The organism is Arthrobacter sp. NPDC092385 (assembly GCF_044755105.1).
Lineage (GTDB): Bacteria > Actinomycetota > Actinomycetes > Actinomycetales > Micrococcaceae > Arthrobacter_D.
This window is the reverse complement of the sequence record NZ_JBIVQL010000003.1, coordinates 134,567-160,511: the sequence shown is the minus strand read 5'-3', so window position 1 is coordinate 160,511 and position 25,945 is coordinate 134,567. Positions and strand designations below refer to the sequence as shown.

General features: G+C 69.8%; 21 protein-coding genes. 10 read left to right on the top strand and 11 right to left on the bottom strand.

The genetic code is table 11. The annotated features are described in order from the left end of the window. Positions 1 to 5 precede the first annotated feature (5 nt). The 7 genes from yicI to ACIQCY_RS05745 form a co-directional block, all read right to left on the bottom strand. Positions 6 to 2,357 (bottom strand): alpha-xylosidase, encoded by a 2,352-nt coding sequence (yicI, locus tag ACIQCY_RS05775; protein WP_400482936.1) that lies wholly within the window; start codon positions 2,355 to 2,357, stop codon positions 6 to 8. A 2-nt stretch (positions 2,358 to 2,359) separates the two neighbouring features. Continuing rightward, positions 2,360 to 3,268 carry a carbohydrate ABC transporter permease gene (locus ACIQCY_RS05770; protein WP_400482935.1) on the bottom strand — a complete coding sequence of 303 codons (909 nt, stop codon included), beginning with the start codon at positions 3,266 to 3,268 and terminating at the stop codon, positions 2,360 to 2,362. Further along, entirely contained in the window at positions 3,268 to 4,230 is a 963-nt protein-coding gene (locus tag ACIQCY_RS05765) for a carbohydrate ABC transporter permease (RefSeq protein WP_400482934.1), read from the bottom strand. The genes ACIQCY_RS05770 and ACIQCY_RS05765 overlap by 1 nt, the downstream gene beginning before the upstream one ends. 94 nt (positions 4,231 to 4,324) lie before the next feature. Further along, the gene (locus ACIQCY_RS05760; RefSeq protein ID WP_400482933.1) at positions 4,325 to 5,629 is read right to left on the bottom strand and encodes an ABC transporter substrate-binding protein; all 1,305 of its coding nucleotides are present in this window, start codon (positions 5,627 to 5,629) and stop codon (positions 4,325 to 4,327) included. Positions 5,630 to 5,752: 123 nt separating this feature from the next. Beyond that, complete coding sequence (locus ACIQCY_RS05755; RefSeq protein ID WP_400482932.1) at positions 5,753 to 6,769, bottom strand: LacI family DNA-binding transcriptional regulator; 1,017 nt, start codon at positions 6,767 to 6,769, stop codon at positions 5,753 to 5,755. 199 nt (positions 6,770 to 6,968) lie between these two features. After that, complete coding sequence (locus ACIQCY_RS05750; RefSeq protein WP_400482931.1) at positions 6,969 to 8,870, bottom strand: MFS transporter; 1,902 nt, start codon at positions 8,868 to 8,870, stop codon at positions 6,969 to 6,971. Further along, positions 8,870 to 9,421: a MarR family winged helix-turn-helix transcriptional regulator gene (locus ACIQCY_RS05745; protein ID WP_400482930.1), complete on the bottom strand. Its 552-nt coding sequence runs from the start codon at positions 9,419 to 9,421 to the stop codon at positions 8,870 to 8,872. Before ACIQCY_RS05745 ends, ACIQCY_RS05750 begins: the two co-directional genes overlap by 1 nt. 331 nt (positions 9,422 to 9,752) lie before the next feature. On the opposite strand from ACIQCY_RS05745, the gene ACIQCY_RS05740 reads away from it, so the two are divergent. Next, complete coding sequence (locus ACIQCY_RS05740) at positions 9,753 to 12,170, top strand: FdhF/YdeP family oxidoreductase (protein ID WP_400482929.1); 2,418 nt, start codon at positions 9,753 to 9,755, stop codon at positions 12,168 to 12,170. 64 nt (positions 12,171 to 12,234) lie between these two features. After that, a complete protein-coding gene (locus ACIQCY_RS05735; RefSeq protein ID WP_400482928.1) occupies positions 12,235 to 13,497 on the top strand; it encodes an MFS transporter in 1,263 nt (420 codons plus the stop codon). A 10-nt stretch (positions 13,498 to 13,507) separates the two neighbouring features. Here the strand turns inward: ACIQCY_RS05735 and ACIQCY_RS05730 are convergent, their stop codons facing one another. Then, positions 13,508 to 13,822, bottom strand: coding sequence for a DUF6457 domain-containing protein (locus ACIQCY_RS05730; protein ID WP_400482927.1), 315 nt, complete (start codon positions 13,820 to 13,822; stop codon positions 13,508 to 13,510). 225 nt (positions 13,823 to 14,047) lie between these two features. Here ACIQCY_RS05730 and ACIQCY_RS05725 point away from each other — a divergent pair, with 225 nt between their 5' ends. Continuing rightward, positions 14,048 to 15,946, top strand: a complete 1,899-nt coding sequence (locus ACIQCY_RS05725; protein ID WP_400482926.1) for an adenylyl cyclase — start codon at positions 14,048 to 14,050, stop codon at positions 15,944 to 15,946. 101 nt (positions 15,947 to 16,047) lie between these two features. On the opposite strand, the gene ACIQCY_RS05720 is transcribed toward ACIQCY_RS05725, so the two are convergent. Further along, the gene (locus ACIQCY_RS05720; RefSeq protein WP_400482925.1) at positions 16,048 to 17,031 is read right to left on the bottom strand and encodes a LacI family DNA-binding transcriptional regulator; all 984 of its coding nucleotides are present in this window, start codon (positions 17,029 to 17,031) and stop codon (positions 16,048 to 16,050) included. Between the two features lie 188 nt (positions 17,032 to 17,219). Between ACIQCY_RS05720 and ACIQCY_RS05715 the strand changes: the two genes are divergently transcribed. Together ACIQCY_RS05715 and sigJ are read left to right on the top strand one after the other, a co-directional pair. Then, positions 17,220 to 18,410: an NAD(P)/FAD-dependent oxidoreductase gene (locus ACIQCY_RS05715; protein WP_400482924.1), complete on the top strand. Its 1,191-nt coding sequence runs from the start codon at positions 17,220 to 17,222 to the stop codon at positions 18,408 to 18,410. 4 nt (positions 18,411 to 18,414) lie between these two features. Then, the gene (gene sigJ, locus ACIQCY_RS05710) at positions 18,415 to 19,281 is read left to right on the top strand and encodes an RNA polymerase sigma factor SigJ (protein WP_400482923.1); all 867 of its coding nucleotides are present in this window, start codon (positions 18,415 to 18,417) and stop codon (positions 19,279 to 19,281) included. On the opposite strand, the gene ACIQCY_RS05705 is transcribed toward sigJ, so the two are convergent. Continuing rightward, entirely contained in the window at positions 19,268 to 20,284 is a 1,017-nt protein-coding gene (locus ACIQCY_RS05705; protein WP_400482922.1) for an AraC family transcriptional regulator, read from the bottom strand. The genes sigJ and ACIQCY_RS05705 overlap by 14 nt on opposite strands. A 70-nt stretch (positions 20,285 to 20,354) precedes the next feature. Here ACIQCY_RS05705 and ACIQCY_RS05700 point away from each other — a divergent pair, with 70 nt between their 5' ends. The 5 genes from ACIQCY_RS05700 to ACIQCY_RS05680 all read left to right on the top strand — a co-directional run bounded on the left by ACIQCY_RS05700 (position 20,355) and on the right by ACIQCY_RS05680 (position 24,792). Continuing rightward, positions 20,355 to 21,878: a flavin-containing monooxygenase gene (locus ACIQCY_RS05700; protein ID WP_400482921.1), complete on the top strand. Its 1,524-nt coding sequence runs from the start codon at positions 20,355 to 20,357 to the stop codon at positions 21,876 to 21,878. Continuing rightward, on the top strand, positions 21,875 to 22,726 hold the full coding sequence (locus ACIQCY_RS05695; protein ID WP_400482920.1) for an SDR family NAD(P)-dependent oxidoreductase: 852 nt from the start codon (positions 21,875 to 21,877) through the stop codon (positions 22,724 to 22,726). Before ACIQCY_RS05700 ends, ACIQCY_RS05695 begins: the two co-directional genes overlap by 4 nt. Further along, positions 22,723 to 23,622 carry an alpha/beta fold hydrolase gene (locus ACIQCY_RS05690; protein WP_400482919.1) on the top strand — a complete coding sequence of 300 codons (900 nt, stop codon included), beginning with the start codon at positions 22,723 to 22,725 and terminating at the stop codon, positions 23,620 to 23,622. Before ACIQCY_RS05695 ends, ACIQCY_RS05690 begins: the two co-directional genes overlap by 4 nt. Before the next feature lie 47 nt (positions 23,623 to 23,669). Beyond that, the gene (locus tag ACIQCY_RS05685) at positions 23,670 to 24,233 is read left to right on the top strand and encodes a dihydrofolate reductase family protein (protein ID WP_400482918.1); all 564 of its coding nucleotides are present in this window, start codon (positions 23,670 to 23,672) and stop codon (positions 24,231 to 24,233) included. Positions 24,234 to 24,408: 175 nt separating this feature from the next. Continuing rightward, complete coding sequence (locus ACIQCY_RS05680) at positions 24,409 to 24,792, top strand: hypothetical protein (RefSeq protein ID WP_400482917.1); 384 nt, start codon at positions 24,409 to 24,411, stop codon at positions 24,790 to 24,792. Positions 24,793 to 24,846: 54 nt separating this feature from the next. Here the strand turns inward: ACIQCY_RS05680 and ACIQCY_RS05675 are convergent, their stop codons facing one another. Continuing rightward, entirely contained in the window at positions 24,847 to 25,833 is a 987-nt protein-coding gene (locus tag ACIQCY_RS05675) for an alpha/beta hydrolase (RefSeq protein ID WP_400482916.1), read from the bottom strand. Between the last annotated feature and the right edge of the window lie 112 nt (positions 25,834 to 25,945).

Here is a 25,945-nt window from a genome sequence, read left to right as displayed (position 1 = left end):
CGATGCTACTGGCCGCCCGCCGCCGTCAGCTCGACCACCCCGCCGTCGGATGCCACCTCGGCGCCTCCCGCGACGCGCGCGCGGAAGCTGACGCCGTCCGGCCCCGTGATGCGGTAGCCAGCCGGGGAGCGGGAGACCCGGAACCCACCCTCCGTCCCCGAGGGGGTGACCACGCGCACCGTGCTGCCGTCCGCAGTACCGGGGTAGACCGTGAGCAGCGGGTCGTCGAGGTAGTCGTAGTCGGGCCGGTCCACGATGCTTCCGGTGACGAGGACGGCGCCCTCCCGCACCCAGAGCGGCAGGCTGTCGAAGCCGTGCACCTCCCGCCGCCAGCCGCCTCCCGCGACGGTCTCCCCCGTCAGCAGGTGAGTCCACGTGCCGGCAGGCAGGTAGTACTCCACCGCGCCGTCGGCGGAGAACACCGGGGCCACGAGCAGGTCCGGCCCGAGCATGTACTGCCGGTCCAGGTGCGCTACGGCGGGATCCTCCGGGAACGCCAGCTGGAGGGGCCGCATGAAGGGCGTTCCCGTTGCGTGGGCCTGCAGCCCGACGGCGTACAGGTAGGGCATGAGGAACAGTTTCAGCCGCGCGAAGGTCCGTGTGACGTCCACGGCGCTCTGGCCTTCGGGCTCGTCGCCGGTGTCGAACGCCCACGGGACGCGGTAGCTGGTGGAGCCGTGCAGGCGCGAGTGGCTGGAGAGCAGGCCGAAAGCGACCCACCGCTTGAACACCGCGGGATCGGGTGAGCCCTCGAAGCCGCCGATGTCGTGGCTCCAGTAGCCGAATCCACTGAGCGCCAGCGAGAGGCCGCCGCGCAGCGTCTCGGCCATCGACTCGAAGGAGGACGAGTTGTCGCCTCCCCAGTGCACGGGCATCTGCTGCCCGCCGGCGGTGGCGGAGCGGGCGAACAGGACGGCCTCGCCCTCGCCCCGGACCTCTTCGAGGACGTCGAAGACCGCGCGGTTGTAGAGCTGCGGGTAGAGGTTGTGCATCGTCTCCGCAGGCGTTCCATCATGCCAGCGGACACCCAGCGGGATGCGCTCCCCGAAGTCGGTCTTGATGGCGTCGACACCCTGCCCGAGCAGCGTGCGCACCTTGTCCTGGAACCAGGCCGTCGCCTCAGGGTTCGTGAAGTCGACCAGGCCCATGCCCGCCTGCCACATGTCCCACTGCCAGACCGTGCCGTCCTCCCGCCGCACGAGGTACCCGGCCGTCGCGGCCTCGTCGAAGAGCTTCGATCGCTGGCCGATGTACGGGTTGAGCCAGACGCTGATCCGCAGGCCCTTGCCGTGCATGCGCTCCAGCATGCCCTCGGGATCCGGGAAGACCCGGGCGTCCCACTCGAAGTCCGTCCAGTTGAACTCGCGCATCCAGAAGCAGTCGAAATGAAAGACGCTCAGCGGGAGGTCGCGTTCCGCCATGCCGTCGACGAAGTGAGCCACGGTCGCCTCGTCGTAGTCCGTGGTGAAGCTCGTGGACAGCCACAGGCCGTAGGACCAGGCGGGCACCCGGGCGGGGCGGCCGGTCAGGCGCGTGTACCGCTCGAGGATGTCCGCCGGCGTGGGGCCGTAGATGACGAAGTACTCGAGCGACTCCCCAGGCACCGAGAACTGCACGCGCTCCACGGACTCCGACCCCACCTCGAAGGAGACGTGCTCGGGATGGTTGACGAAGATCCCGTAGCCGCGGTTGGTCAGGTAGAACGGGACGTTCTTGTACGACTGCTCGCTGGAGGTGCCGCCGTCGGCGTTCCAGATGTCGACCGTCTGGCCGTTCTTCACCAGCGGGCCGAAGCGCTCGCCCAGGCCGTACACCAGTTCGCCGACGCCGAGGGAGAGTTGGGCGTGGAGGTACGACGGCGACGGCGCACGTCCCGTCGTCGACACCCCCGCGACGCCGGCGGGTTCCGCGGCCACGGGCGCGTCCGGGGCGAGGCCCATCCGCCCCACGGACTTGTGTCCGCTGGAGGTGAGCGTGCGGCCGTCCGCCTCGAAGGTGAGGTTCCACGGCGCACCCTTGCTGATGCGCGCCGTGAGCGGGCCTGCGGTCAGTACGCCGCCGTCGTCGTCAGCCTTCGCTGCGCCGAGCCCCTCCACGGCTCCCACGAGGTCGAAGCCCCGGTGCGGGGTGTCGCCGCGGTGGTTCTCGATCCGCACACCGACGATCCCCTCGAGCGGGCTGCTGAGGGTGACCGTCAGCAGGGCCCGATTGAGCGTGTCGCCCCGCCGCCCGATGACCTTCGTCGGGGCCGAGACGACGAGGCGCCGGTAGTCCACCGCCTCGATGTCGTAGGCCTCCTGCGCGTACTGCGCATCGACGCCGGGGCGGACATGCCAGAATCCGTCGGTGAATTTCATGGTTACTTGACTGCTCCTGCCGTGATGCCCCGGGTGAGGGTGCGCTGGAAGATGAGGAAGAAGATGAGGGTGGGGAGGAGCCCGAGGAGGGCGGAGGCGCTGGTGGTGGTGACATCCATGAGGCGATCGCCCTGCAGGACCGTGATGGCCACGGGGACTGTCTGGTTGTCGTTGCCCACGAGGAACGTCAGCGGGATCAGGAACTCGTTCCACGTCCAGATGAAGAAGAAGATGAGCAGCACGCTCAACGTGGGCCGCGAGATCGGGAAGATCACGCGCCACAGGATCTGCCAGCGGCTCGCGCCGTCGAGCGACGCCGCCTCCAGCAGTTCCTTCGGGAACGTGCCGTATACCGAGGCCAGGAGATAGGTCCCGAAGGCGCTCTGGATGACGGTGAAGATGATGATCACGGCCCACACGCTGTCGTAGAGGCCCACCTGCCGGAACATGAAGTACAGCGGGTACAGCAGCACCTCCTGCGGCAGCATGTTGGCGAGCAGGATCAGCAGCACCAGCCAGGTCCGGCCGCGCACGCGCCCGATGCCGAGGGCGAAGGCGTTGAACATCGAGATCCCGACGGCGAGCACGGCCACCACGGAACTGATGAAGAAGCTGTTCCAGAGCTTGCGCGGGAAGTCGACGCGCTCCCAGAAGGCGGTGATCCCGTCGAAGTAGAGCGCCGACGGAAGGGAGAGCGGCCCGCCCGAGGCGTAGTCCGTGGGCGACTTGAACGAGTTGGCGAGGATGAGCAGGAACGGGACCGCGATGAGCAGCCCGATCAGCACGGCCACCGCAAGGATCACCCAGTCCCCGGCGGTCTTGCGTGCCCGCCCGCTGCGCCGTCGTTGCCGGGGCGGTTCCTGGACCGCATCACGTGCGGTCTTCTCGGCCGTGGTCTCGGTGATGGCCATCAGCGTGCCTCCTCGCTGCGCTCGAGCCTCGTCTGCACGAGGACGAAGATGATGCTGACGACGGCGATGACCACCGTCAGCGCGGTGGCGATGGTCGCGCCGTAGCCCACCTGCTGGGACTGGAAGAACTCGCTGTAGGCGTAGTACGCGGGGACGATCGTCGAGGTGCCGGGTCCGCCACCGGTCAGCGCGTAGATGGGACCGAAGACCTTGAGCGCCGCGATGGCGCACGTGAGGGTGACCACGAAGATCTCGGGCCGGATGATGCTGACCGTGATGGCACGGAAGCGCTGGAACCAGTTGGCACCGTCGAGCTCCGCGGCCTCGTACAGCTCCGGGTCCACGCGCTGCAGCGCCGCCATGAAGATGACCACGGGATAGCCCAGCTGCACCCAGACCATGATCACCATGATGCTGGGCAGGGCCGTCTCCGGGCTCCCCAGCCAGTTGCTCTGGAGGTTGCCCAGTCCGACGGCGGCGAGCACCTGGTTGAGAGCGCCGTTCTCGGGCCGGAGGATCCAGCCGATCACGATGGCCGCGATGACACCGGGCAGGATCTGCGGCAGGTAGTAGGTGGCGCGGAGGAAGCTCGCCATGCGGCCGCCGAACTTCCGGCCGATCAGGTCGAACAGCATCGCGGCGAGGACGAGGCCCAGCAGCGTGGGCACCACCACCATCGCGACGATCATGGCCACGGAGTTGCGGAACGAGGTCCAGAACGTGGTGTCTCCGAAGAGCTCGACCCAGTTCTCCAGGCCGATGAACTCCGGTGGGCGGATACCGCGGTACGAGGTGAAGGTCAGGTAGACGTTCCACAGCAGCGGGACCACGATGATGAGCATGAGCAGGGCGAGGCCGGGCAGCAGGTAGAACCAGAAGGAACTGCTGCGGGAGCCGGGGATGAGACTGGGGGTGGCGCTGGCGCGCTGGGCGCGCTCCTTCGACCGGGTTGCGATCGCCATGGGCTTGCACCTTCCGAGTGCGGGGACAGGCAGGGGATGCCGTCCGTGCCGCCGGTCCGGAGGGGATACCGGCGGCACGGACGGATGCGGGGAACTAGCCGACGATGTCGTCGACGCCGCTCTGGTACTGCTCGCCGACCTGCTCCTGGAACTCCTCCGGCGAGACGGTGCCGTTCAGGAGCTCCTGGAGGCCCGCGTTCAGCTCGTCGTAGAAGGTGGGCGTGGGCCAGTCCGGGTAGAAGGCGATCCCGTCCTTCTCGGTGAGCTGGTTGAAGTTCGCGATGAGCTCCGAGCTCTTCTCATCGGTGATGTCCGCAGGATCGGCGGCGACGGGGACGCCGCCGTTGTTGCCGATCAGGTTCTGGATCTCGGGGCGCATCGTGATGTCGATGAACTTGTAGGCGAGTTCCTTGTTGGCGGCCTTCTCCGGCACCGCCCACATGTTGCCGGCGGACCCTGGCGCGAGTTCGGCCTCGGGGAAGAGGAACGTGCCCCACTCGAAGCCCGTCGCCTCGGTGGTGAACCGGTTGTGCCACCAGCTGCCCGAGAAGAAGATCGGGTTCGTGCCGTTGATGAACGCGGTTCCGGCGTCCTCCGCCGTCGAGCCCGTGGCGTTGGTGGAGATGTAGCCCTTGTCCGTCCAGTCCTTGACCGTCTCGGTGGCGAAGGACACTTCCTCGCCCTGCCAGTCCACCGGGTTCTTGTACAGCTGGTAGTCCTCGACCCACTCGCGGTCGGCCTGCGTCAGCGCGAGCTGGTACCAGAGCTGGCCGAGCGGGTACTCCGCCGCGGACTCCGCCATGGGGGTGACGCCCTGGTCGGTGAACGCCTGCATCACGTCCTCGAACTCGTCGAGCGTGGTGGGCACCTCGAGGCCCGCGGCCGCGAACATGTCCTTGTTGTAGTACACCTCGACGAACTCGCCGTAGTTCGGGACGCCGAACCAGCTGCCCGAGCCCATGATGCCCTGTTCGTCGTACTTCGCAGTCGTCTGCAGGGACGGCGCCAGCTTGTCGTCCCAGCCGTACTCCTCCACGGCGTCGTCGAGGTTGCTCAGCAGGCCCTGGCTGGACAGCAGTCCGGCCGTGGCATTGCCTTTGTTGTACTCGAGGAGGTCGGGCGCCTCGTCCGAGTTCAGCACCTGGCTCGCCGTCGAACGGATCTGCTCGAAGCTGCGCTCCTCGAACTCGACGGTTGCACCCGTCTCCTCCTCGAAGACCTTGATGGCCTCGGTCCAGGCGATGCCCATGGCGCTCGTCTCACTCTCGAAGTGCCAGAGCTTGAGGGTGTCGCCCTGGCCGCCTTCGCCACCCGAACCGGAGTCCGAGCCGGAGCATCCCGACAGGGCGAGTGCAGCGGCGGTGAAAGCCGCCCCCAGGATCAATCTGCTCTTGTTCATGCCTACTCCCTTGTAGTGTTCGTCGGTCGTCGCGTGACGGCCTGCGGTAATCGAAACGTTTCGACGAGGGGCAATGGATTGCCGTCGCCGGGGTGGAACTGGTCGGTGGATGGAGAGCCGGCGCTACGTGCCCGGGCTGGGTGCCGCGACCGAACCGTGGTCGTGGTATTTGGGTGGAATGAGTTCGATACGGGGTTCGACGGTCGAATCGAGCTGCTGGACCGCCAACTCCACGGCACGGGTGCAGGAATCCGCGGGGATGAGCGGGATGGCATCGAGGGGCGGCGTGAACGAGGAGGTGTCGAACGTCGGTACTCCGGCGATCACCGAGAGGTCCTGCGGGACGGACAGCCCGCGAGCTGCAACCGCCTCGAGGATGACCTTATGGACACCCTCCTCCGCATGCACGACGAGGCCGGTGGGCGCCGGGGCGGCGTCGAGGACGCGTGCCAGGGCAGCGCGCACCTGCGCGGGGTCCTTCTCCACCATCGAGAACGACGCCGCGACCCCCCGCTCCGCCGCGCGGCGGAGGAAGCCGTCGCGAAAGCGCATCGGGAAGTTCGAGCCTCGCTCGTAGACCACCTCCGGGTGCCCGAGCAGTGCGATCGAGGCATGGCCTGCGTCGACGAGCCGGTCGACCGCGAGTGCCGCCGCGGCCTCGAAGTCGAGGTCCACGCACACGAGGCCTTCGGCGTCGCCCGGCACCCCGATGAGTGCGGCAGGAACACCGAGCGAGCGCACGAGCTCCGCACGCTCGTCCTGGACGGAGACGTCCAGCACGATGATGCCGTCCACGAGCCTGCTCGAGGAGACCCGGCGGAGCCCGTCGGTGGCCTCGTCCTCGGTCAGGAGCAGGACGTCGTAGTCGTACTTCCGCGCCGCCGTCGCGACCGCCAGGACGAACGCCATGTGCGCGGGTGCGTAGGTATCACTCCTCAGCGGGGCGGTCAGGGCGAAGATGCGGGTCCGCGTCCCGGCGAGCATGCGGCCGGCCGCGTTCGGCATGTAGTCGAGTTGCCGCACGGCCTCGTCGATCCGCAGGCGGGTCTTCTCCCCGATCGGACGCTTGCCGCTCAGGGCATAGGAGACCGTACTGATGGACACACCTGCGACGCGTGCTACGTCGTGGATATTGGCCATGCCGACTCCGATGTCTGCGGGATCACGGCCCGAGGTGGTCCTCCGCCGTCGTGGTCGTCTAAACGTTTCGACGACCACTGGGCAGTACGCTACGTCACATTCCGCCGATGGACAAGGGGTTTGTGGAATGCGGGAACATACCCCGCAACGCGAGCAGGCCACCGGGAACTCCCGATGGCCTGCTCACTGAGGGATCTGCCTAGCTGTCCGCTCCAGCGCGGTCCCGCACATCGGCGTCCAGCGCTGACAGCTCCTGTGCGGCGCGGTCGAGGTCGGCCTTGCGGATCTCGACCGGACCGGCGCTGTGCCGGCCGTGGGAGGGCTGCACCGCGACGACGTCGGACGCCTTCAGGGCCTGCGTGTCGCCGTCCCGCCCGCGACCGGCGCCGGGCTGCGAGCCCGACTGCGAAGCCGACGGTGAACCCGACTGGGCACCCGACTGTGCGCCGGCGACGGCGGGCGTGGCCCCCGTTGCCGCGGGCGACAGAGAGGCGGCCGGACCGGCGGGAGCGGCCTGGGCGAAGTCGACCGTCCGGCGCAGCGGGGTCTCCTTGATGAACAGGACACAGGCGAGGCCGATGACCGCGATGACCGCCGTGATCAGGAAGATCATGGCTGTGCTGTCGCCGTAGGCGGCCCGAACGATGTCGGCGATCGGAGTGGGGAGGTCGACGAGGTCGAGGGACCCGCCGGCCGCGCCGCCCGTGGTGGGGACACCCGCAGCGGCGAGCCCCTCGGTGGTCTTGTCCTCCACCTGCGTGCCGAGGATGGCACCGAGGACGGCGACGCCCGCGGCACCGCCCAGCGAACGGAAGAACGCGACGGAGGCGCTGGCCGAACCGATGTCCTTGACGGCCACGGTGTTCTGGACGGCGAGGACGAGGTTCTGCAGCATCAGGCCGAGGCCCAGGCCGAAGACGAAGGTGTAGATGCCGACGAGCCAGAGCTCGGTCAGGTGGTCGATGGTCCCGGCGAGGCCGAGGCCGGCGATGAGGAACAGGGCACCCGCGATCAGGTACCGCTTCCACTTGCCGTACTTGGTGACGAGCTGGCCGGCGCCGATGGAGCCGAGCAGGTTGCCGGCGATCATCGGCAGCGTGAGCAGGCCCGCCTCGGTGGGCGTGGCGCCCCGGGCCACCTGGTAGTACTGGCCGAGGTAGCTCGAACTGGCGAACAGTGCGATACCGACGGCGATCGAGGCAATGATGGCCAGGGCCGTGGTCCGCTCGGAGATGATCTTGAGCGGGATCATGGGCTCGGCCACCTTGGCCTCGACCACGAGGAGGAGTGCCAGCAGGATCACGCTGCCGCCGACCATCAGGGCGCTCTCGCGGGAGAACCACTCGTAGTAGCCCTCCTTGCCGGCGAAGGAGACCCAGATGAGGAGCAGGCTCACGCCCGCGGTCAGCAGGATGGACCCGAGCCAGTCGATGCGGGCCTTGCGGCGCGTGTCGGGGAGCTTGAGGGTGACCTGCAGCAGAACCAGGGCGATGATGGCGAGCGGGACGCAGACGAAGAACGTCCAGCGCCACCCGAGGGGTGAGTCCACGATGAAACCGCCGAGGAGCGGACCGCCCGCCGTCGCGACGGCCATGACGCCGCCCATGTAGCCGGAATACCGGCCACGCTCGCGCGGAGCGATGATGGTGCCGATGATGGCCTGGGCCAGCGCGGTCAGGCCACCCATGGCGACACCCTGGATGACGCGCGCCGTGAGCAGCAGCGGGATGGTCTGCGCGAAGCCCGCGAGGACCGAACCGGCCACGAAGATCACGATGCTGACCTGCACCAGCATCTTCTTGTCGAACAGGTCCGAGAACTTCCCCCAGATGGGGGTGGTCGCGGCATTCGCGAGCAGCGCTGCGGTGATGACCCACGCGAAGTCCGTCTGGGAGCCGTTGAGGTCGCTCATGATCGTGGGCAGGGCGTTCGCCACGATGGTGCTGCTCAGGATCGCCGTGAACAGACCGGCGAGCAGGCCCGTGAGCGCCTGCAGGATCTGCTTGTGGCTCATGGGCTCGGCGGCCGGCCGGTGGGGTGCCGCGGCCGCGTGCGGCGTGGGCGCATCGACTGTCGTCGACGCGGTGGAATGGGTGGCCATCAGCGTTCTTCCTTCGGGATCTCGGACGCGGGGTCCAGGTGGTGACGGCCGTCGTTGCCCGTGCGGTGTGCGGTGGTGCGTGGTGTTCCGGATGGTGCCCCGTTCGGGGGCGAGGCGGCGGAGCGCAGGGCGGCGGTGAGCTGCTGGACCGACGACGACGCCGCCTCGGCCTCGCTCTCGGTCCAGTCGGAGAGGATCTCCCGCAGCGTCTCGGCCCTGCGCTCGTAGGTCTCCGCCAGGTACGTCTGCCCCTGCGCCGAGAGCGAGAGCAGGCAGGCCCGCCCGTCGAGCGGGTCAGGCGTGCGGATCACGAAGCCGTACTGCTCGAGGTCGGCCAGCTGCCGGCTGAGGGCCGACGGTCCGATGCCGAGCCTGGCCGCGAGCGCAGAGGCACGCATGGGCCCGCCCTCTCCGATGAAGAAGAGGACGCCGGTGTGTGCCGGCCCCAGCTCCGAGTACTTCATGCCCGCGGCGGTGACTCCCCGCAGGGCGCGCTGCAGGTCGAAGATGTTGTGCACCAGCTCTGCAGCGGTGTGCTGCGCTACTGACATCAAAAACTCCTGGCCTCGTATACTTCGTTGCTCTAAGTAACTGTACTCCTGCCGTTTCGTTAGGTCAACTAAATAAACCCGCCTACGACGTCGTTCCCCAACCCCCTCCTCCGTGCTCGCACCGCTGGACCCCCGCCGCACTCTTCCGCATACTCCACAGCCTTCGATCTGCCACTCACCGCACGGCGGCGCGATTTGCCGTCAAGCGGAGGAGTACGGGCCACGGAATGCTTGCGGTCACGCCCGCAGCCCTGCTAGGCCTGATACACAAGGGCAGTTGGATCACCTGTCGAGGAGTGCCCACCCCGGGCCGCGGAAGAGGACGTTCATCATGACGCGCAAGGAACCCCGTGTAGAAGAAGCCGACGAGAAGGACCTCAAGGTCGAGAAGCGGCCGAAGGAATGGGCGGCAGGGATCCCCGGCGTGTACCACTCCATGAAGCCTGCGATCGAGCACATGGGCGTGGAGCGGACACTGAAGACCGTCCTCAAGATGAACCACAAGGACGGCTTCGACTGCCCGAGCTGCGCCTGGCCGGACCCGCACAAGCGCAAGACCTTCGAGTTCTGCGAGAACGGGGCGAAGGCCGTCACCTGGGAGGCGGCGCCGGTGGTGATCTCGTCCGACTTCTGGGCCGAGAACTCCATCAGCCACCTGCGCACGCACTCCGACTACTGGCTGGGCATGCAGGGCCGGCTCGTGGAGCCCGTGTACAAGCCCGCCGGTGAGGACCACTACCGGCCCGTGAGCTGGGACGAGGCCTTCGAGATCGTGGGGAACAAGCTCAAGAGCCTTGACTCGCCGGATGAGGCCGCGTTCTACACCAGCGGCCGCACCTCCAACGAGGCGGCGTTCCTCTACCAGCTGTTCGCCCGCGGCTACGGCACCAACAACCTGCCGGACTGCTCCAACATGTGCCACGAGTCCTCCGGCTGGGCCATGGGCCAGACGATCGGCATCGGCAAGGCGACCGTCACGTTCGACGACTACGCCGACGCGGACCTGATCATGGTCATGGGCCAGAACCCGGGCACCAACCACCCCCGCATGCTCACCGAGCTCGAGGCCTGCAAGCGCAACGGCGGGCAGATCGTCGCCGTCAACCCCCTCCCCGAAGCGTCCCTCAAGCGCTACAAGAACCCACAACTGGTCCGCGGTGTTCTCGGCAAGGGCACCGAGATCGCGGACCAGTACCTCCAGGTCCGGCTCGGCGGGGACATGGCCCTCCTGCAGGCGGTGTCCAAGCGCGTGTTCGAGGCCGAAGCGAAGAACCCGGGCACGGTGCTGGACCACGCGTTCCTCGAGGAGCACTGCGAGGGCCTCGACGAACTGCGGGAGTACCTGCTCGAGCTCGACGAGGCCACCGTCCTCGAAGCCACGGGACTCCGCACGGAGGAGATCGATGAGCTCGCCGCGCGGTACATCGCCGCGGACAAGGTCATCATCACGTGGGCGATGGGCATCACGCAGCAGAAGAAGGGTGTCGCGACGATCAAGGAGATGATCAACCTCCTGCTGCTGCGCGGCAACATGGGCAAGAAGGGTGCAGGCGCGTCCCCGATCCGCGGCCACAGCAACGTCCAGGGGGACCGCACAATGGGCATCTGGGAGCAGATGCCGCCCACCTTCATGGACGCTCTCGGCAAGGAGTTCGGGTTCGAACCCCCGCGCGAGCACGGCGCGGACGCCGTCGAATCGATCCGGCGCATGCGGGACGGCAAGGTCAAGGTCATGGTCGCCCTCGGTGGCAACCTGGTCGCGGCCATCTCGGACACCCAGGTGGCGGAGAAGGCGTTCGAGAACACCGACATGACGGTGCAGATCTCGATCAAGCTGAACCGCTCGCACCTCGTGACGGGCAAGGAGGCGCTGATCCTGCCGTGCAGGGGCCGCACGGAGATCGACCGCCAGGCCACCGGCGTGCAGTTCGTCTCCGTGGAGGACACCGTGTGCGCCGTGCACCCCTCGTGGGGCAGCGTGGAACCCGTCTCCGAGAACCTGCTCTCCGAGCCGGCGATCATCAGCCGGCTCGCCCGCGCCACGATCGACGGGAAGATCGACGCCGACTGGGAGGGGTTCGAGAAGGACTACGACCTCATCCGCGAGCACATCTCGCGCGTGGTCGAGGGCTGCGAGGACTACAACCGGAAGATCCGGCAGGACGGCGGTTTCATCCTGGCCAACGGCCCGCGCGACTCGCGCACCTTCAACACCCCCACGGGCAAGGCCGTCCTCACGGTCAACGACCTCGAGTACCTCGAGCGCCCCGAGGGCACGCTGATCCTCCAGTCGCTGCGGGCCCACGATCAGTGGAACACCACCATCTACGGCAACAACGATCGCTACCGCGGCATCAAGGGGGGCCGGCACGTGGTGTTCATCAACCCGGAGGACATCGCCGAACTGGGCCTGAAGGACGGCCAGAACGTGGACATCCACGGCGTGTACGACGACGGCGTGCAGCGCGTGCTCCGCGCCTACCGCGTGGTCTCGTACCCCACGGCGCGCGGGTGCGCCGCCTCGTACTATCCCGAGGCGAACGTCCTGGTGCCCCTCGAGCACGTGGCGCAGGGCAGCAACACGCCGACCTCCAAGCAGATCATCGTCCGGTTCGAGCCGAGCACGCACACGCCGCCCTCGAAGCACGACGCCGAAGCGAGCGCGCAGATGCCCGACGCCGAGCCGGACGGCTTCCCCGTCGCCGGCACCGGCGTACCGGCGAAGGAAGCGGAGGCCTCGAACGCCTAGGCCTCCGGCCGCCCCGCCCCGCTTGTAGACTGCTCCGGTCACAGCGAGCACGAGGGCGGGGCCGATGGATCAGCAGCAGGACCAGCAGCAGGACCAGCAGCGCCGGGTCATCCGGATCCTCGTCGTCGCCCAGATCCTCGGTGGAGTCGGCGCCGGCGCCACGCTGTCGCTGGGAGCCCTGCTCGCAGCCGAAACATCGGGTTCGAGCGCATGGTCAGGGATGGCCGCGACCATGGCCACGCTCGGCGCGGCGGCCGCAGCCGTCCCCCTCGCCACGCTCGCCCAGCGCAGCGGGCGCCGCATCTCGCTGAGTACCGGCGCCGTCGTCGCCGGCCTGGGTGCGCTGCTCGCCATCACTGCGGCCTCGCTCGCGCTCTTCCCGCTCCTGCTCGTAGCCCTGGTGCTGCTCGGCGCCGGCTCGGCCACGGGACTGCAGGCCCGTTTCGCCGCGACGGACCTCGCCACCGAGGAGACGCGCGGGCGGAGCCTCGCCGTCGTGGTCTGGTCCACCACCATCGGCGCCGTCCTCGGCCCCAATCTCTTCGAACCGGGCCAGGCCGTGGCGGGCGTGCTCGGCATCCCGCCGCTCAGCGGCGGATTCGTCTTCTCCGCGGCGGCCCAGGCCGCTGCCGCGGCCGTGTACGCACTCGGGCTGCGCCCCGATCCCCTGCTGACCGCCCTGCGGCACCAGGCCGCCGCCCGCACGGACGACGGCGTTCCGCCGCAGAGGCGGCGTGGGCTCGCCATCCTTGCCCGCAATCCCAGGGCCCGCTTCGCCGTCGTCACCATCGCGGCGAGCCACGCCGCCATGGTCTCCCTCATGGCCATGACGCCGGTGCACCTGCACGACCACGGGGCAGGGCTCGCGGTGGTCGGACTGACCATCAGCCTGCACGTGGCCGGAATGTATGCACTGTCCCCCGTCTTCGGCTGGATCGCCGACAGGGCCGGCAAGACCGAGGGCGTCCTCTGCGGACAGGTGCTCCTGCTCGCGGCACTGCTCACCGCCTGGCAGGGTTCCGGGTCGGAGGTGTGGGTGACGGTGAGCCTGGTCCTGCTGGGCCTCGGCTGGTCCGCCTGCATCGTGTGCGCATCAGCCCTGCTCGCGGGCGCCGTCGAGGTCGCCGAGCGCGCACCGGTCCAGGGCTCGTCGGACCTCGTCATGAACCTCGCCGGGGCCACGGGCGGCGCCCTCGCCGGCCCGGCCCTCGTGCTGCTGGGCTACTCGGGCCTCGGCCTGGCCGCAGCCGTGCTGATCGTCGTCGTGCTGGCCTGGACGCTCGTGCGCCTCCGGCAGGCGCGGACGCGGATGCCGGTGGTGGCCTAGGACTGCGGAGCTACTGCGCCGACCCCGTCCAGCCCTTCTCCTCCTGCGTCTCCTCGTCCTTGTGGATGACGGTCAGGACGGTCTTCACGGCCTTCTCGACCGCGGCGCTCGTCTCCTCCCGGCCGTCCGTGGTGACGGTGCCCGCCGCATAGCCCACCAGGAACGCGCTGATGGCGCCTGCGTGCGGCGACACGAGTCCGGAGGACCGCTCGGCCAGTTCGACGATCCTCGGGTGGTCCACCTCGAGGTCCAGGATCTGCAGCGCCTGGGCCAGGGTCCGGCTCCACTCGCTGAGGGTGCGCTCTTCGTCGTCGGGCGTTGCCATGGTGTCTCCTCGGGTCGGGTGCGGGCCTGGCTGCCGGGCCATACCGGCGGCGCTCCCCCAAGCTCTATCACCGGCACCGGAGCCCATCAAGGAATTCCCTCCGACGTCCTCCACTCCTTGACTTCGTCCTGCTCCGGGGATGTACTTCCTGAACGGACTAGTGACACGATTCACCAGCCGCCATCACCAGAGTAGGACCACCTCGACGGAGAGGAACCGTTCAGCATGACAATCCCCCACCCCACCAGGACCGGGCGCACCCGGCTGGCAGCAGCGATCGGAGTGACGGCACTCCTGGCTGCCGGCACGGGAGCATCGGCCGTCGCAGCACCGCCCGTGGATTCCTCGCGCACGGCGCCGGTCGCCACGAAGAAGGCACCGCCCCCGATGCCGGATCTCGGCCCCAACGTCACCATCTTCGATCCCGGCATGCCCGTCAGCGAGATCCAGGCGGCTGTCGACGCCGTCAACGCGCGGCAGATCGACAACGAGATGGGCACGGAGCGCGAAGCCCTGCTCTTCCTGCCCGGCACCTACGGCACGGACGCCGAGCCCCTGCAGTTCAAGGTCGGCTACTACACGGAGGTCGCGGGCCTCGGGGCCTCCCCGTCGGACGTCACCATCAACGGCAAGATCGAGGTCTACAACCGCTGCCTCGAGGACAACGGCACGGCCAACTGCATCGCGCTCAACAACTTCTGGCGCACGCTCTCCAACCTCACCCTCGAGGTCAACGGTGCAGGCCAGGACGACTGCCGGGCGACGGCGAACTTCTGGGCCGTGTCCCAGGCCGTGTCGCTGCGGCGCGTCAACGTCACGGGCGGCACGCTCTCGCTGATGGACTACTGCACCGCAGGCCCCCAGTACGCGAGCGGCGGCTATCTCGCCGATTCGAAGGCCGGCGACATCGTCAACGGGTCCCAGCAGCAGTGGTTCACCCGCAACGCGGAGATCGGCAGCTGGTCCAACGGCGTCTGGAACGCCGTCTTCTCGGGCACCGAGGGCGCCCCCGCGGACAGCTCCTTCCCCACTCCCCCGTACACCACCCTCGACCGCACCCTGGTCAGTCGCGAGAAGCCCTACCTCTTCGCCGACGCCTCCGGCACCTACAGCGTGCGCGTGCCCGCCGCGCAGACCGATTCGCGCGGTATCTCGTGGGGTGACGGCCTGACGGCCGGGCGCACCGTCCCGCTGTCCGAGTTCTTCGTGGCACGCCCGGGCGATTCCGTCCAGGCGATCAACAACGCACTCGCCCGCGGCAAGCACCTCCTCCTCACCCCGGGCGTCTACGACATCGCGCAGACCATCGCGGTGAAGCGGGCGGACACCGTGGTCCTCGGCCTCGGCCACGCCACCCTCACCGCTGTGAACGGGGCCACGCCGATGCGCGTCGCCGACGTGCCCGGCGTCGTCATCGCCGGCGTCACGATCGACGGCGGCACCGTGAACTCCCCCGTCCTGCTGCAGGTAGGAACGAAGAACGGCAACAACGGCGCGAAGCACAACGACCCCGCGAACCCGACGACGCTGAGCGACGTCTACTTCCGGATCGGCGGCCCGCACGTGGGCAGGGCCGACGTCAGCCTGGAGGTCAATAGCGACAACGTGCTGATCGACCACACCTGGGTGTGGCGCGCCGACCACGGCAACGAGGGCGCCTTCGGCTGGGACGTCAGCACCGGACGCAACGGCGTGATCGTCAACGGCGACGACGTCACCGCGACCGGCCTCTTCGTGGAGCACTACCAGGAGTACAACGTCATCTGGAACGGCGAGAGGGGCCGCACGGTCTTCTTCCAGAACGAGCTGCCGTACGACGCCCCGAACCAGGCCGCCTGGCAGCACGACGGCGTCCTCGGCTGGGCCGGCTACAAGGTGGCCGACGGCGTCAAGGACCACACCCTGTGGGGAGGAGGCTCCTACATCTTCACCAACGTGGACCCGAGCATCCACGCCACCCGCGGCTTCGAGGTGCCGGAAACCCCCGGCGTGGTGCTCAACCACCTTCTGACCGTGAACCTGGGTGCGGGCACGATCGACCACGTCGTGAACGACACGGGAGCCCCGGTCAGCAATGCCAATACCGGGACGCCGAGCTACGTGGTGCGGTACCCCGCGCCGTAGCAAGGGCTGGGCAATAGACCAGTACCGGACCCGCAGTGACAGGAGGGCCGGAGCAGTTCGCAAGCTCCGGCCCTCCTCGCGTCGGCGCTGCGGATCTCCCGTCAGGCCGACTCCCGCTCAACGAGCCGCAATCCGTGGCCGGGATGCTCGGGCTTCTCCTTCGTGCCGTCGAGGTCCGCGAGGACGAGGGCGGCGAGATAGCGGGCCTGCACCTCGATCGACTGCGACACCGTCGTGAGAGGAGGCGCTGCGAGAGCCGCCGCGGGGACGTCGTCGACCCCCACTACAGCGACGTCCTCCGGGCAGGACAGCCCCTCGGCGCGCAGTCCCGCGAGGACGGCGAGCGCGACGTCGTCGTTGTAGGCGGCGACGCCCGTGACCCCGTGCTCCCGCCAGGACCGCCCGGCTCCCGCGGCGGTCGGAGCGTCGAGCGCGACGGGACGCACCACCGGATCCGGGAGGCCGAGGTCGGCACAGGCACGCTCGACGCCCAGCAGGCGGTCGCGCGCGAAGACCTCGAGCCGGGCATCCGCGGGCCACGCGTAGCCGAGGCGCCGGACACCGCGCGCAGCGAGTCGCCGGGCCTGCAGGGCGCCGACGGCGAGCTGGCTCTGGGACGGGAGGGCCGGGTCGGGCTGATCCTCCTCGCCGAGGGTGCCGAGCACCTGGATCCCGGCCTGCCGCATCATGAGCAGGTCCTCGTCCGCGAAGGGGGCGAACCCGATCACCGCCCGCGGGGTCACGGCCCGCCACAGCTCGGCGAGCGGACGCGTCCGCCGCCCGTGATGCACGAGGACCGACAGCCCTCGGCCCGACAGCCCGTCGGCGAGCTCGTCCAGCAGCGTCTCGATCACGGGCCCGACGGGCCAGTCGGGCAGGATACACAGCACCAGGTCGCTGCGGCCGGTGCGCAGGGCACGGGCCGCGGCCGACGGCGCGTACCCCAGCCGCGCTGCTGTCTCGCGCACACGCCTGCGGGTCTCCTCGGAGATGTTCACGCCGTCCCGGCCGGTCAGCACGTAGCTGACGGTGGTGCGCGAGACGCCGCTCTCGCGGGCCACGTCGGTGCTGGTGATCCCCGCCACCGCTCCCCTTTCCTGCGCTCGAGTCCTGCCTGCCAGTGTAGGTCGACCGCTGTCGACCGCCGTCGACCGGCGGGAGGTCGGCCGGAGGTCGGCCGGAGGTCAGCCGGCTCGGACCTGACCGGGCGGAGTGTCACACTTCCCCCTCGGGCGGTGTCTTGATGGTGTCAGGACGTTTCGAGGAGGAGAGCATGATGGCTGGATCGGTGCGGGTAGTGGTCGTCGGTGGCGGGTACGCGGGGGTCATGGCGGCCAATCGCCTCGCCGGGAGCAGGAGCAGGAGCGCGTCGCCGGTGGAGGTGACGCTGGTGGATCCTGGAGCGGCGTTCACCCAGCGGATCCGGCTGCACGCGCTCGCCGCCGGGGCACGGGACTCGGCGGCCGTGGACTGGGCGGACGTGCTGCACCCGCGCGTGCGGCACCTGCGAGCCCGGGCGGTCAGGATCGACCCGGCACAACGGCTGGTCGCCCTCGAACAGCAGGATCCGCTCCACTTCGACTGGCTGGTGTATGCGGTGGGCAGCGGCGAGCGATCGACAGCACTGCTGTCGATCACGAACCCCGACGCCGCGGAGGCCACGCGGAGAGCAGTGGCGGACCTGCCGACAGGATCAGCACTGACGGTCGCGGGTGCGGGACCGACCGGGGTGGAGCTGGCATGTGCTCTCGCTGTTGCCCGGCCGGACCTCGGGATCACGATCGTGGCCCCCTCCGGCCCGGCGCATCCGCTGACCGCGCGCCCGACGATCGCCGGGCGCCTGCGGCGTCTCGGCATCGCGGTGGAGGCGGGAGCCGTAAACCCGGTCACCGGAAGCATCACCGGGCACGAAGGAACCGGGCACGAAGGAACCGGGCTCGGGGACATCGGGCACGAAGCGGTCCGACCCGCGGCTCGCACGACGGTCTGGACGGCCGGGTTCGCCGTACCTGCCCTGGCCGCCGACAGCGGCCTGCCCGTCGGGGCGGACGGCCGGCTGACGGTGGACGCGACCCTCACGGTGCCCGGGCACGAGCGTGTCGTCGGTGCCGGGGATGCCGTCGCCGTGCAGGGCCCGGCCGGGGCGCACCTGCGGGCCTCGTGCGCGACCGCCCTTCCCCTGGGAGCCCACGCCGCCGACACCGTGCTCGCCCGCCTGGCCGGTACGACGCCCGCCGCCATCGATATCGGCTATCTGCTGCAGTGCCTGGACCTCGGGTCAGGGCAGGGGCACGTCCAGGTGGTGCATCCCGATGACACCGCCCGGCGCTGGGCGCTGACCGGGCGGGCCGGCGGCTGGGCCAAGGAGCGGGTATGCCGGATGACCGTGGCCTGGCTGGCCGGGGAGGCCCGCACCCCGGGGTCCTTCACGTGGCCGTCCGGACCCGCGGTGTCCGTACACTGAGGCCGTGACCTCCAGAACGGAACAGGACGAGCTGTTCACGGCCCACCGGCCCCTCGTCTTCACCATCGCCTACGAGATCATCGGCTCCCGGGCCGACGCCGAGGACATCGTCCAGGAGACCTACCTGCGCTGGGCCGCCGTCGATGCGTCCACCGTCCGCGATCCGCGCGCGTACCTCGCCACGGCGGCCACGCGCGTCGCCCTGAACGCGGTGCGGGCCGCGAGCCGACGCCGGGAGGACTACCCGGGGCCGTGGCTGCCCGAGCCGTTGGTGACCGACGACGACGGCCCGGAGCACCAGCTCCTCCTCAAGGAGCAACTCAGCTACGCGCTGTCCGTCGTGCTGCAGCAGGCCACCCCCGAGCAACGGGCGGTCTTCATGCTCCACGACGTCTTCACCCTGCCCTACGACGTCGTCGCCGATGCCATGGGCAAGACCCCGACAGCGGTACGCCAGATCGCGCACCGGGCCCGCACCCGCATCAACGCCGCACACCACGTCGCGACGACCCCCCAGCGCAGTGCCGAAGTACTCGAGGCCTTCCTGGCCGCCCTCGCCACCGGGGACCTCCGGGCACTGATCGACGGACTGGCCCCCGATGCGGTGCTGCTCTCCGACGGCGGCGGCAAGGTCGTGGCCGCACGCAAGCCGATCATCGGAGCCGAACCCATCGCGGCCTTCCTCCTGAGGGTCGCCCGGACGCCGGTTCCGCAGATGCGGGTGGACATCGGCACCCTCAATGGCGGCCCGGGCGTGCTGATCCATGCAGGGGCCCGGCTGGAACTGACCCTGGCCATCGCCCTGGACGACCGGAGCCGGATCACCGGCGTCTACCTCGTCCGCAACCCCGACAAGCTCACCCGGCCCTGACCTGGCCGAGCGCCCGGACCGCACGGGGCGTCGTCCCGCACCATCGGCGCACGCACCGCGTGAGTGCCGACTGCTCGGACAGCCCCACGAGCCCCGCCACCTGCTGCAGAGGCAGGTCGGTGCGGGTCAGCAGGCGGAGCGCCGCGTCCCGCCGGGCGTCGTCGAGCAGTGCCTCGAAGGTGGTGCTCTCCGCGGCGAGCCGTCGCTGCATCGTCCGGGCGTGCATGCCGAGGAGCCGCGCCGCGGAGTCGATGCGCGGCGGCGAGGTGCCGAGCATGCGGTCGATGGCGTTGCGGACCTGCGGCGCGACGACGCGGCCGGGTTCCGGGAAGTGGCTGTGGAGGTAGTCGAGGGCGATCTCCCGCAGCGTGGCGTCCACTCCCGCCAGCGGTCGGTCGAGGAGGCTCCGGGGCACGCGCAGCAGCGATGCGGCCTGCCCGAAGCGGACGTCCGCACCGAAGAACTCCGTGTACCGCGCGGCCGGCGCCTTCGGCAGGTGCGAGAGGTGGACCGAGTGCAGCCCGTACGGCCCGTCCACCAGGAAGCGGATCATGCGGTGTGCGAAGGCGAGGATCGCGTCGGTGGCCTGTCGGGGCGGAGGGCCCTCGGAGGATCCGTAGCAGAGGCCGACGTCCCCGGGCCTGCCCTCGGGGTCCGGCACGATGGTGAAGCGCAGCACCGGGCTGTGGAGGAAGAGGAACTGGGACGCGCACTCCAGGGCTGCGCCGACCGTGGGCGAGTTCTGCACGGCGACGGCGAGCGGCCCGAGGATGCCGATGTCCTGGTACGCCGAGATGCGCAGGCCGAGGTCCGGGCAGGGCAGGTCTCGCGCCGCACCCTCGAGGAGCTTGGCCATCGCGATGTCGGACACCAGGATGTCGTCGCTGTCGATGGCTTCTATGGGCACACGGTACTGCGCCGCGAGCGCCTCGGCGTCGCCGCCGAACTGTTCGACGACGTCGCGGAAGCCGCGCATGCCGGCGGACCGGATGATGGACCCCATGTCGTCCAAGGGTAAAGAGGTGTCGCGTCAAGTCAAGCGCCAGGGCGGGCGGCCATCGAATAATGGAGCTATGGACTCCTCCCTCGAACACCTCGACGTCGTGATCGTCGGGGCCGGCCTCTCCGGCATCGGCGCTGCCTACCGCGTCTCCACCGAACTCCCCGGCAGGAGCTTCGCGGTCCTGGAGGCCCGCGACGCCATCGGTGGCACGTGGGACCTCTTCCGTTATCCGGGCGTCCGCTCCGACAGCGACATGTTCACCCTCGGCTACCCCTTCCGCCCGTGGACCGAGGCCGAGGCGATCGCGGACGGCATGTCCATCCTCATGTACATCCGGGAGACCGCCGAGGACCCGCGGATCCAGGAGCGGATCCGGTTCCACACGAAGCTGGTCAGCGCGGCGTGGTCCTCCGACGACGCCCGGTGGACCCTGGAGCTGGACGTGACGGAGGACGACGGCGCCGGGCGGGTCCAGGTGGAGCGCCGCCGGCTCACGTGCGGGTTCCTCTACCTGTGCAGCGGCTACTACAACTACGAGCAAGGGCACGAGCCGTCCTTCCCCGGCCTCGATGCGTACGAGGGGGAGATCGTCCGCCCCCAGTTCTGGCCCGAGGGACTGGACTACGCAGGCAAGCGCGTCGTGGTGATCGGCAGCGGTGCCACCGCCGTCACCCTCGTGCCCTCCATGGCGAAGGACGCGGCGCACGTGACCATGCTCCAGCGCTCCCCCACCTACATCACCGCCGTCCCGAGCCGGGACAGGTTCTCCGACGCGGCACGACGCCACCTGCCCGCCGGCCTGGCACATCATGTGGCCCGCGCCAAGAACGTGCTCTTCACGCAGGCGTTCTACCAGTTGTGCCGGCGCCGCCCGGAGCTTGCCAAGAAGCTCATCCGCACCCAGACGGCGCGGATCCTCGGCGACGAGAAGCTGGTCAGCGAGAACTTCACGCCCGCCTACAACCCGTGGGACCAGCGGCTCTGCGTCGCCCCGAGCGCCGACCTGTTCAAGGCACTCAGGTCCGGCAGCGCCTCCGTGGTCACGGACACGATCGACACGTTCACGCCGCACGGCATCCGCCTCGCGTCCGGGAAGGAGCTCGAGGCGGACGTCGTCGTGACCGCCACCGGCCTCTCGATGCTGCCTCTCGGCGGAGCCACCTTCACCGTGGACGGGCGGCCGGTGGACCTCGGGAACTCCTGGGTGTACCGGGGCCTGATGATCAGCGGCGTCCCCAACCTCGCCCTGTGCGTCGGGTACACCAACGCCTCGTGGACGCTCCGGGCGGACCTCAGCTCCCGCTACGTCTGCCGCCTCGTCCGGTACATGGACCGCCACGGCTACCGCTACGGAGCACCGGCAGCCGACGGCGACATGGCGCCACGCCCGCTCCTCGACCTGACCTCCGGGTACGTGCAGCGCGCCGTCGCGGCCTTCCCGAAGCAGGGCGACCGGCAGCCGTGGACCATGCGCCAGAACTACCTGCTCGATGCCCCGACCGCCCTGCGCGGCAACCTGGCGCGGAACATGGTCTTCGACGCCCCCGCCCCGCCGTCCTCCCCCGCCCCCGAACTCCAGGAGATCCACGCATGAGAATCCGCCCCTTCCGGTTCGCCGGCGCCACCGCCGTCGTCACCGGTGCAGCAGGCGGCATGGGCGAGCACCTGGCCCGCGGCCTCGCGGAGCGCGGGAGCACCCTGCTGCTCGTGGACCGGGACGAGGTGGGGCTCGACGCCGTCGCCGCGTCGATCCGCGCCGCCTACCCGACCGCCGGCGTCACGACGTTCACCGCCGACCTCGCGGACCGGGCCGCCATCGAGCGCCTGGCCGACGACCTGCTCGCCGCCACCGACCGCGTGGATCTGCTCGTCAACAACGCCGGCGTGGCCCTCGCCGGGCGGTTCGACCAGATCAGCATGGAGGACTTCGACTGGGTCATGGCCATCAACTTCTCCGCTCCGGTGCTGCTCACCCACCTGCTGCTGCCGAGGATCGGCCCGGGCGGGCACATCGTGAACGTCTCCAGCCTGTTCGGGCTCGTGGGGCCCAAGGGCCAGACGGCGTACTCCGCCAGCAAGTTCGCCCTGCGCGGCTTCACCGAAGCGCTCCGCAACGAGCTGCTGCCGCGCGGCATCGGCACCACCTCCGTGCACCCCGGCGGCATCCGGACCGGCATCGCGCTCAACGCGCGCATCGGCGGGAACCTCAGCGAGGCCGAGGTGGGAAAGGCGAAGGAGGAGTTCAACAGGCTCCTCACCTTTCCAGCCGATCGGGCCGCCGAGCTCATGCTCGAGGCCGTGAAGGCGCGCAGGCCGCGCCTGCTGATCGGGCTGAGTGCGAAGGTGCCCGACGTCGTCGCGCGCATCGCCCCGATGTCCTTCGGCACGCTGGAACGCCGCGCCACGGCCCTCGTCCGCCTCGCGGCGAAGGTGCGCCGATGAGCGGGGCGCGTTCCGGCACCGGACTCTCCGCCCCTCCGGGTTCCGTGCCCGAGGGTTTCATGCTGGTCGGTGGCATCCGCGTGCGCTACCGCGATGAGGGCGCCCGGGAGAAGCCGCCCGTCCTCCTGCTGCACGGCATCGGCCGTAGCCTGGAGGACTGGGAGGGGCTCTACGCCCGCCTCGCCCCGGACCACAGGGTCATCAGCGTGGACCTGCCGGGCTTCGGGCTGTCCGAGCGGACGGAGGGCCGGTACTCCATGGAGTCCATGGCCCGCTTCGTCCTCGCCGCGCTCGACACGCTGGGTGAGCACCGGCCGCTGCACGTCGTGGGCAATTCCCTCGGTGGCGCGGTCGCCATGAAGATCAGTGCGTTGGAGCCGCAGCGCGTCCGGAGCCTCGTGCTCGCGAACAGCGCAGGTTTCGGCAGGGAGGTGACGCTCGCGCTGCGGATCCTCGCCGTCCGGCCCGTGGGTCGGAGGCTCATGAAGGACAAGTCCCGCAAGGCCGCGTACCGCACGGAACGGGCACTGTTCCACGACAAGCGGTTCGTCACCGAGGAACGCCTGGACCACGCGCAGGAGGTGGGCAGGAACCCGGCGTACGACGACGTCCTGCTCGCCGTCGCCCGGCACCTCGGTACGTTCCGGGGCGTCCGGCGTCGCTGGCGCACCCAGCTGATCCGCACGGTGGCGGCCCAGCACAAGCCCATGCTCGTGGTGTGGGGGGACGAGGACCGCGTGCTGCCGGCGTCGCACCTGGACCACGCGCGCGCGGTGTTCCCGCACGCCGAGTTCCACCTGTTCGAGAAGTGCGGGCACATGCCGCAGATCGAGAGGGAAGAGGAGTTCGACGCCCTGGTCCGGGCCTTCATCGGCGGGATCGACACCCGGAACTGATCCTCCCAGCCCCTTACCCCGGCGCCGCCCCGGTGGTGAGATGGACCATGACACGCGTCATCTTCTACACGGCCTCCACCATCAACGGCTTCATCGCAGACGAGCACAACTCGCTGGACTGGCTCTTCGCCGTCGAACCTCCGCCGCCGGAGCACTACGTACGGTTCCTCGACACGGTCGGCGTGCTCGTGGAGGGCTCGACGACGTACGAGTGGGTCCTCGACTTCGAGGGACTCCTGGAGGAGCCCGGCACCTGGGGCACGATGTACGGCGAGCGGCCGACCTTCGTCTTCACCACCCGCGAACTGCCGGTGCCGGAGGGCGCGGACGTGCGGTTCGTCGCCGGCGATGTCCGTGCGGTGTTCGAGCGCCTGCATGAGGCGGCCGGCGGCAAGGACATCTGGATCGTGGGCGGCGGGGACCTCGCCGGGCAGTTCCTCGCAGCCGGCCTGCTGGACGGGATCCAGGTGTCCGTCGCGCCGGTCGCCCTGACCGGCGGCGCACCCCTCCTGCCCCTGCGCGTCGAATCGGACCGGCTCACGCTCCGCTCCGTCGAGCAGCAGGGCCAGTTCGCGTTCCTCACCTACGACGTCGGAAGCGGACCCTCCTGAGCAGATGGCCGAGGCTCCCGGGATAGCCGGTGCTGCGCCTTTCTTGAACAAACCCCGAGGGTTTCTCCGCTCCAGCTTTATCTTCTACGGCGAGACTGGAGATTCCGGTGGGACCAGGTTCCCACCCTTCCGTTGGCGCTCCAGCCACCGGCCCGTGACGCACGGAAGGAGCGAAGTGCAGCCCGTCATCGACAAGGCAGCCTTCGCCGAGCTCGTGGCGGACATCGGTTCGGCCCGAGCAGCCACCTCCTTCGTCTCCCGGTTCGTCGACCTGCTGGATGAACGCATCCTCACGATCGAGCGCTCGTTCCGGGTCACGGATCCCGCCGAGTGGCACAGCGCCGTGCGCAGCCTTCAGACCGCTTCGGCGAGGGCGGGAGCGGGGCGGCTCCAGGCGACGGCGTCCCTTCTGCTCGACTCGGACGCCCTGGACGCCCGTTCCGTCCTGGCGCTCATCGGCCAGCTGCGGTCCGACGCCCGGGTCTTCACGCTCGCGCACACGGCTCTGTGCGAGGAGCAGGCCTTCGCGGACCGGCTGGCCGCGCGCAGACTCGCCTGACCGGGTCGCCTACCCGCCTGCCCGTCCGCCTCAGTCACCTGGGGAACCCGTCCGTCACGCCCCGGCACCCGGCTCGGGAACGTAGGCGTCCTGCCACCGCGCCAGTTCGGCGAAGAACGCGGACCGCGCCGGTTCGGGCGAGAGTGCGAGGTCGTGGATGCCCCCCGCGATCCGCACCAGGGTCACCAGCCTGCCGAGCCTGGGCGCCCGCCCGGCGATGTGCGCGACGTCGAGCACCACGTCCGTCGACGAGATGCGGCCCGGTTCCCTTGCCGGATCTGACGTGGCGTCGGAGCACGCCACGAAGACGGGGCAGTCGATCGCGAGGCCGCGGTTGAGCTCTGCATGGCCCCGGCGGATGGCGCGCAGCCAGCCCGCCACGACGGGGAATCCGCCGTGCGGCTTCCAGGTGAGGTCGTACTCCCAGGTGCCGCCGGTGTCCCGGTGCAGGTACCGTCCGTAGGAGGATCCGAGCTTGCCGACGACGACGCGCGGCCGAAGCGTCCCGAGCCGATGGACCGCGGCGGTTCCGAGGGTGCGCTGGAAGAGGCTCGCGTTGAGGTCGAACCAGGGGCTGTTCAGCACGAGCGCGTCGATGATCCCGCGGCCACGGCGGCGGTGGGCCCACAGCGACGTGATCAGCCCGCCGGTGGAGTGCCCCATGACCACGAGGACATCGTGCCCTTCGTCCTCGCGGATGATGCGGGCCGCCTCGTCGAGCTCCTCGTCGTACTCCTCGAGCGCCGTGATGTAGTTCGGCGTCTGGTGCGCGCCCAGTGACCGCCCGTATTTCCGCAGGTCCAGCGCGTAGAAGTCGAAGCCGGCCTCGTGCCAGGCATCGGCGAGGTTCGTCTGGAAGAAGTAGTCCACGAAGCCGTGCACGTACAGCACCGCCCGGCGGGAACCTCCGGGGAGGGCCCTGCGGACGAGCGTCGCGACGACCTCGCCCTCCTCGTCGGGTCGCAGCGGAAGCGTCCGCACCTCGTACCCGGGGCCCAGGACGTCCTGGCGATAGGCCTGCTGCTCTGCGTTCGTCGTCATGGGCGGGTCCTCCCGGGGGCCTGGATCACGTCAAGGGCATCCCTGGCGGGGACGCCCGGCACTGGACCTGCTCCGTTCATCCGGAGCAAGGCTACCGTCACCAGTGTGTCAC

Bases quoted from the DNA above. Each gene is read 5' to 3' on its own strand.
- ACIQCY_RS05750 (WP_400482931.1), bottom strand. From the start codon at position 8,870: ATGGCCACCCATTCCACCGCGTCGACGACAGTCGATGCGCCCACGCCG.
- yicI (WP_400482936.1), bottom strand. From the start codon at position 2,357: ATGAAATTCACCGACGGATTCTGGCATGTCCGCCCCGGCGTCGATGCG.
- ACIQCY_RS05715 (WP_400482924.1), top strand. From the start codon at position 17,220: ATGATGGCTGGATCGGTGCGGGTAGTGGTCGTCGGTGGCGGGTACGCG.
- ACIQCY_RS05730 (WP_400482927.1), bottom strand. From the start codon at position 13,822: ATGGCAACGCCCGACGACGAAGAGCGCACCCTCAGCGAGTGGAGCCGG.
- ACIQCY_RS05770 (WP_400482935.1), bottom strand. From the start codon at position 3,268: ATGGCCATCACCGAGACCACGGCCGAGAAGACCGCACGTGATGCGGTC.
- ACIQCY_RS05760 (WP_400482933.1), bottom strand. From the start codon at position 5,629: ATGAACAAGAGCAGATTGATCCTGGGGGCGGCTTTCACCGCCGCTGCA.
- ACIQCY_RS05700 (WP_400482921.1), top strand. From the start codon at position 20,355: ATGGACTCCTCCCTCGAACACCTCGACGTCGTGATCGTCGGGGCCGGC.
- ACIQCY_RS05725 (WP_400482926.1), top strand. From the start codon at position 14,048: ATGACAATCCCCCACCCCACCAGGACCGGGCGCACCCGGCTGGCAGCA.
- ACIQCY_RS05735 (WP_400482928.1), top strand. From the start codon at position 12,235: ATGGATCAGCAGCAGGACCAGCAGCAGGACCAGCAGCGCCGGGTCATC.
- ACIQCY_RS05705 (WP_400482922.1), bottom strand. From the start codon at position 20,284: ATGGGGTCCATCATCCGGTCCGCCGGCATGCGCGGCTTCCGCGACGTC.
- ACIQCY_RS05745 (WP_400482930.1), bottom strand. From the start codon at position 9,421: ATGTCAGTAGCGCAGCACACCGCTGCAGAGCTGGTGCACAACATCTTC.
- ACIQCY_RS05740 (WP_400482929.1), top strand. From the start codon at position 9,753: ATGACGCGCAAGGAACCCCGTGTAGAAGAAGCCGACGAGAAGGACCTC.
- ACIQCY_RS05755 (WP_400482932.1), bottom strand. From the start codon at position 6,769: ATGGCCAATATCCACGACGTAGCACGCGTCGCAGGTGTGTCCATCAGT.
- ACIQCY_RS05695 (WP_400482920.1), top strand. From the start codon at position 21,875: ATGAGAATCCGCCCCTTCCGGTTCGCCGGCGCCACCGCCGTCGTCACC.
- ACIQCY_RS05685 (WP_400482918.1), top strand. From the start codon at position 23,670: ATGACACGCGTCATCTTCTACACGGCCTCCACCATCAACGGCTTCATC.
- ACIQCY_RS05690 (WP_400482919.1), top strand. From the start codon at position 22,723: ATGAGCGGGGCGCGTTCCGGCACCGGACTCTCCGCCCCTCCGGGTTCC.
- ACIQCY_RS05765 (WP_400482934.1), bottom strand. From the start codon at position 4,230: ATGGCGATCGCAACCCGGTCGAAGGAGCGCGCCCAGCGCGCCAGCGCC.
- ACIQCY_RS05675 (WP_400482916.1), bottom strand. From the start codon at position 25,833: ATGACGACGAACGCAGAGCAGCAGGCCTATCGCCAGGACGTCCTGGGC.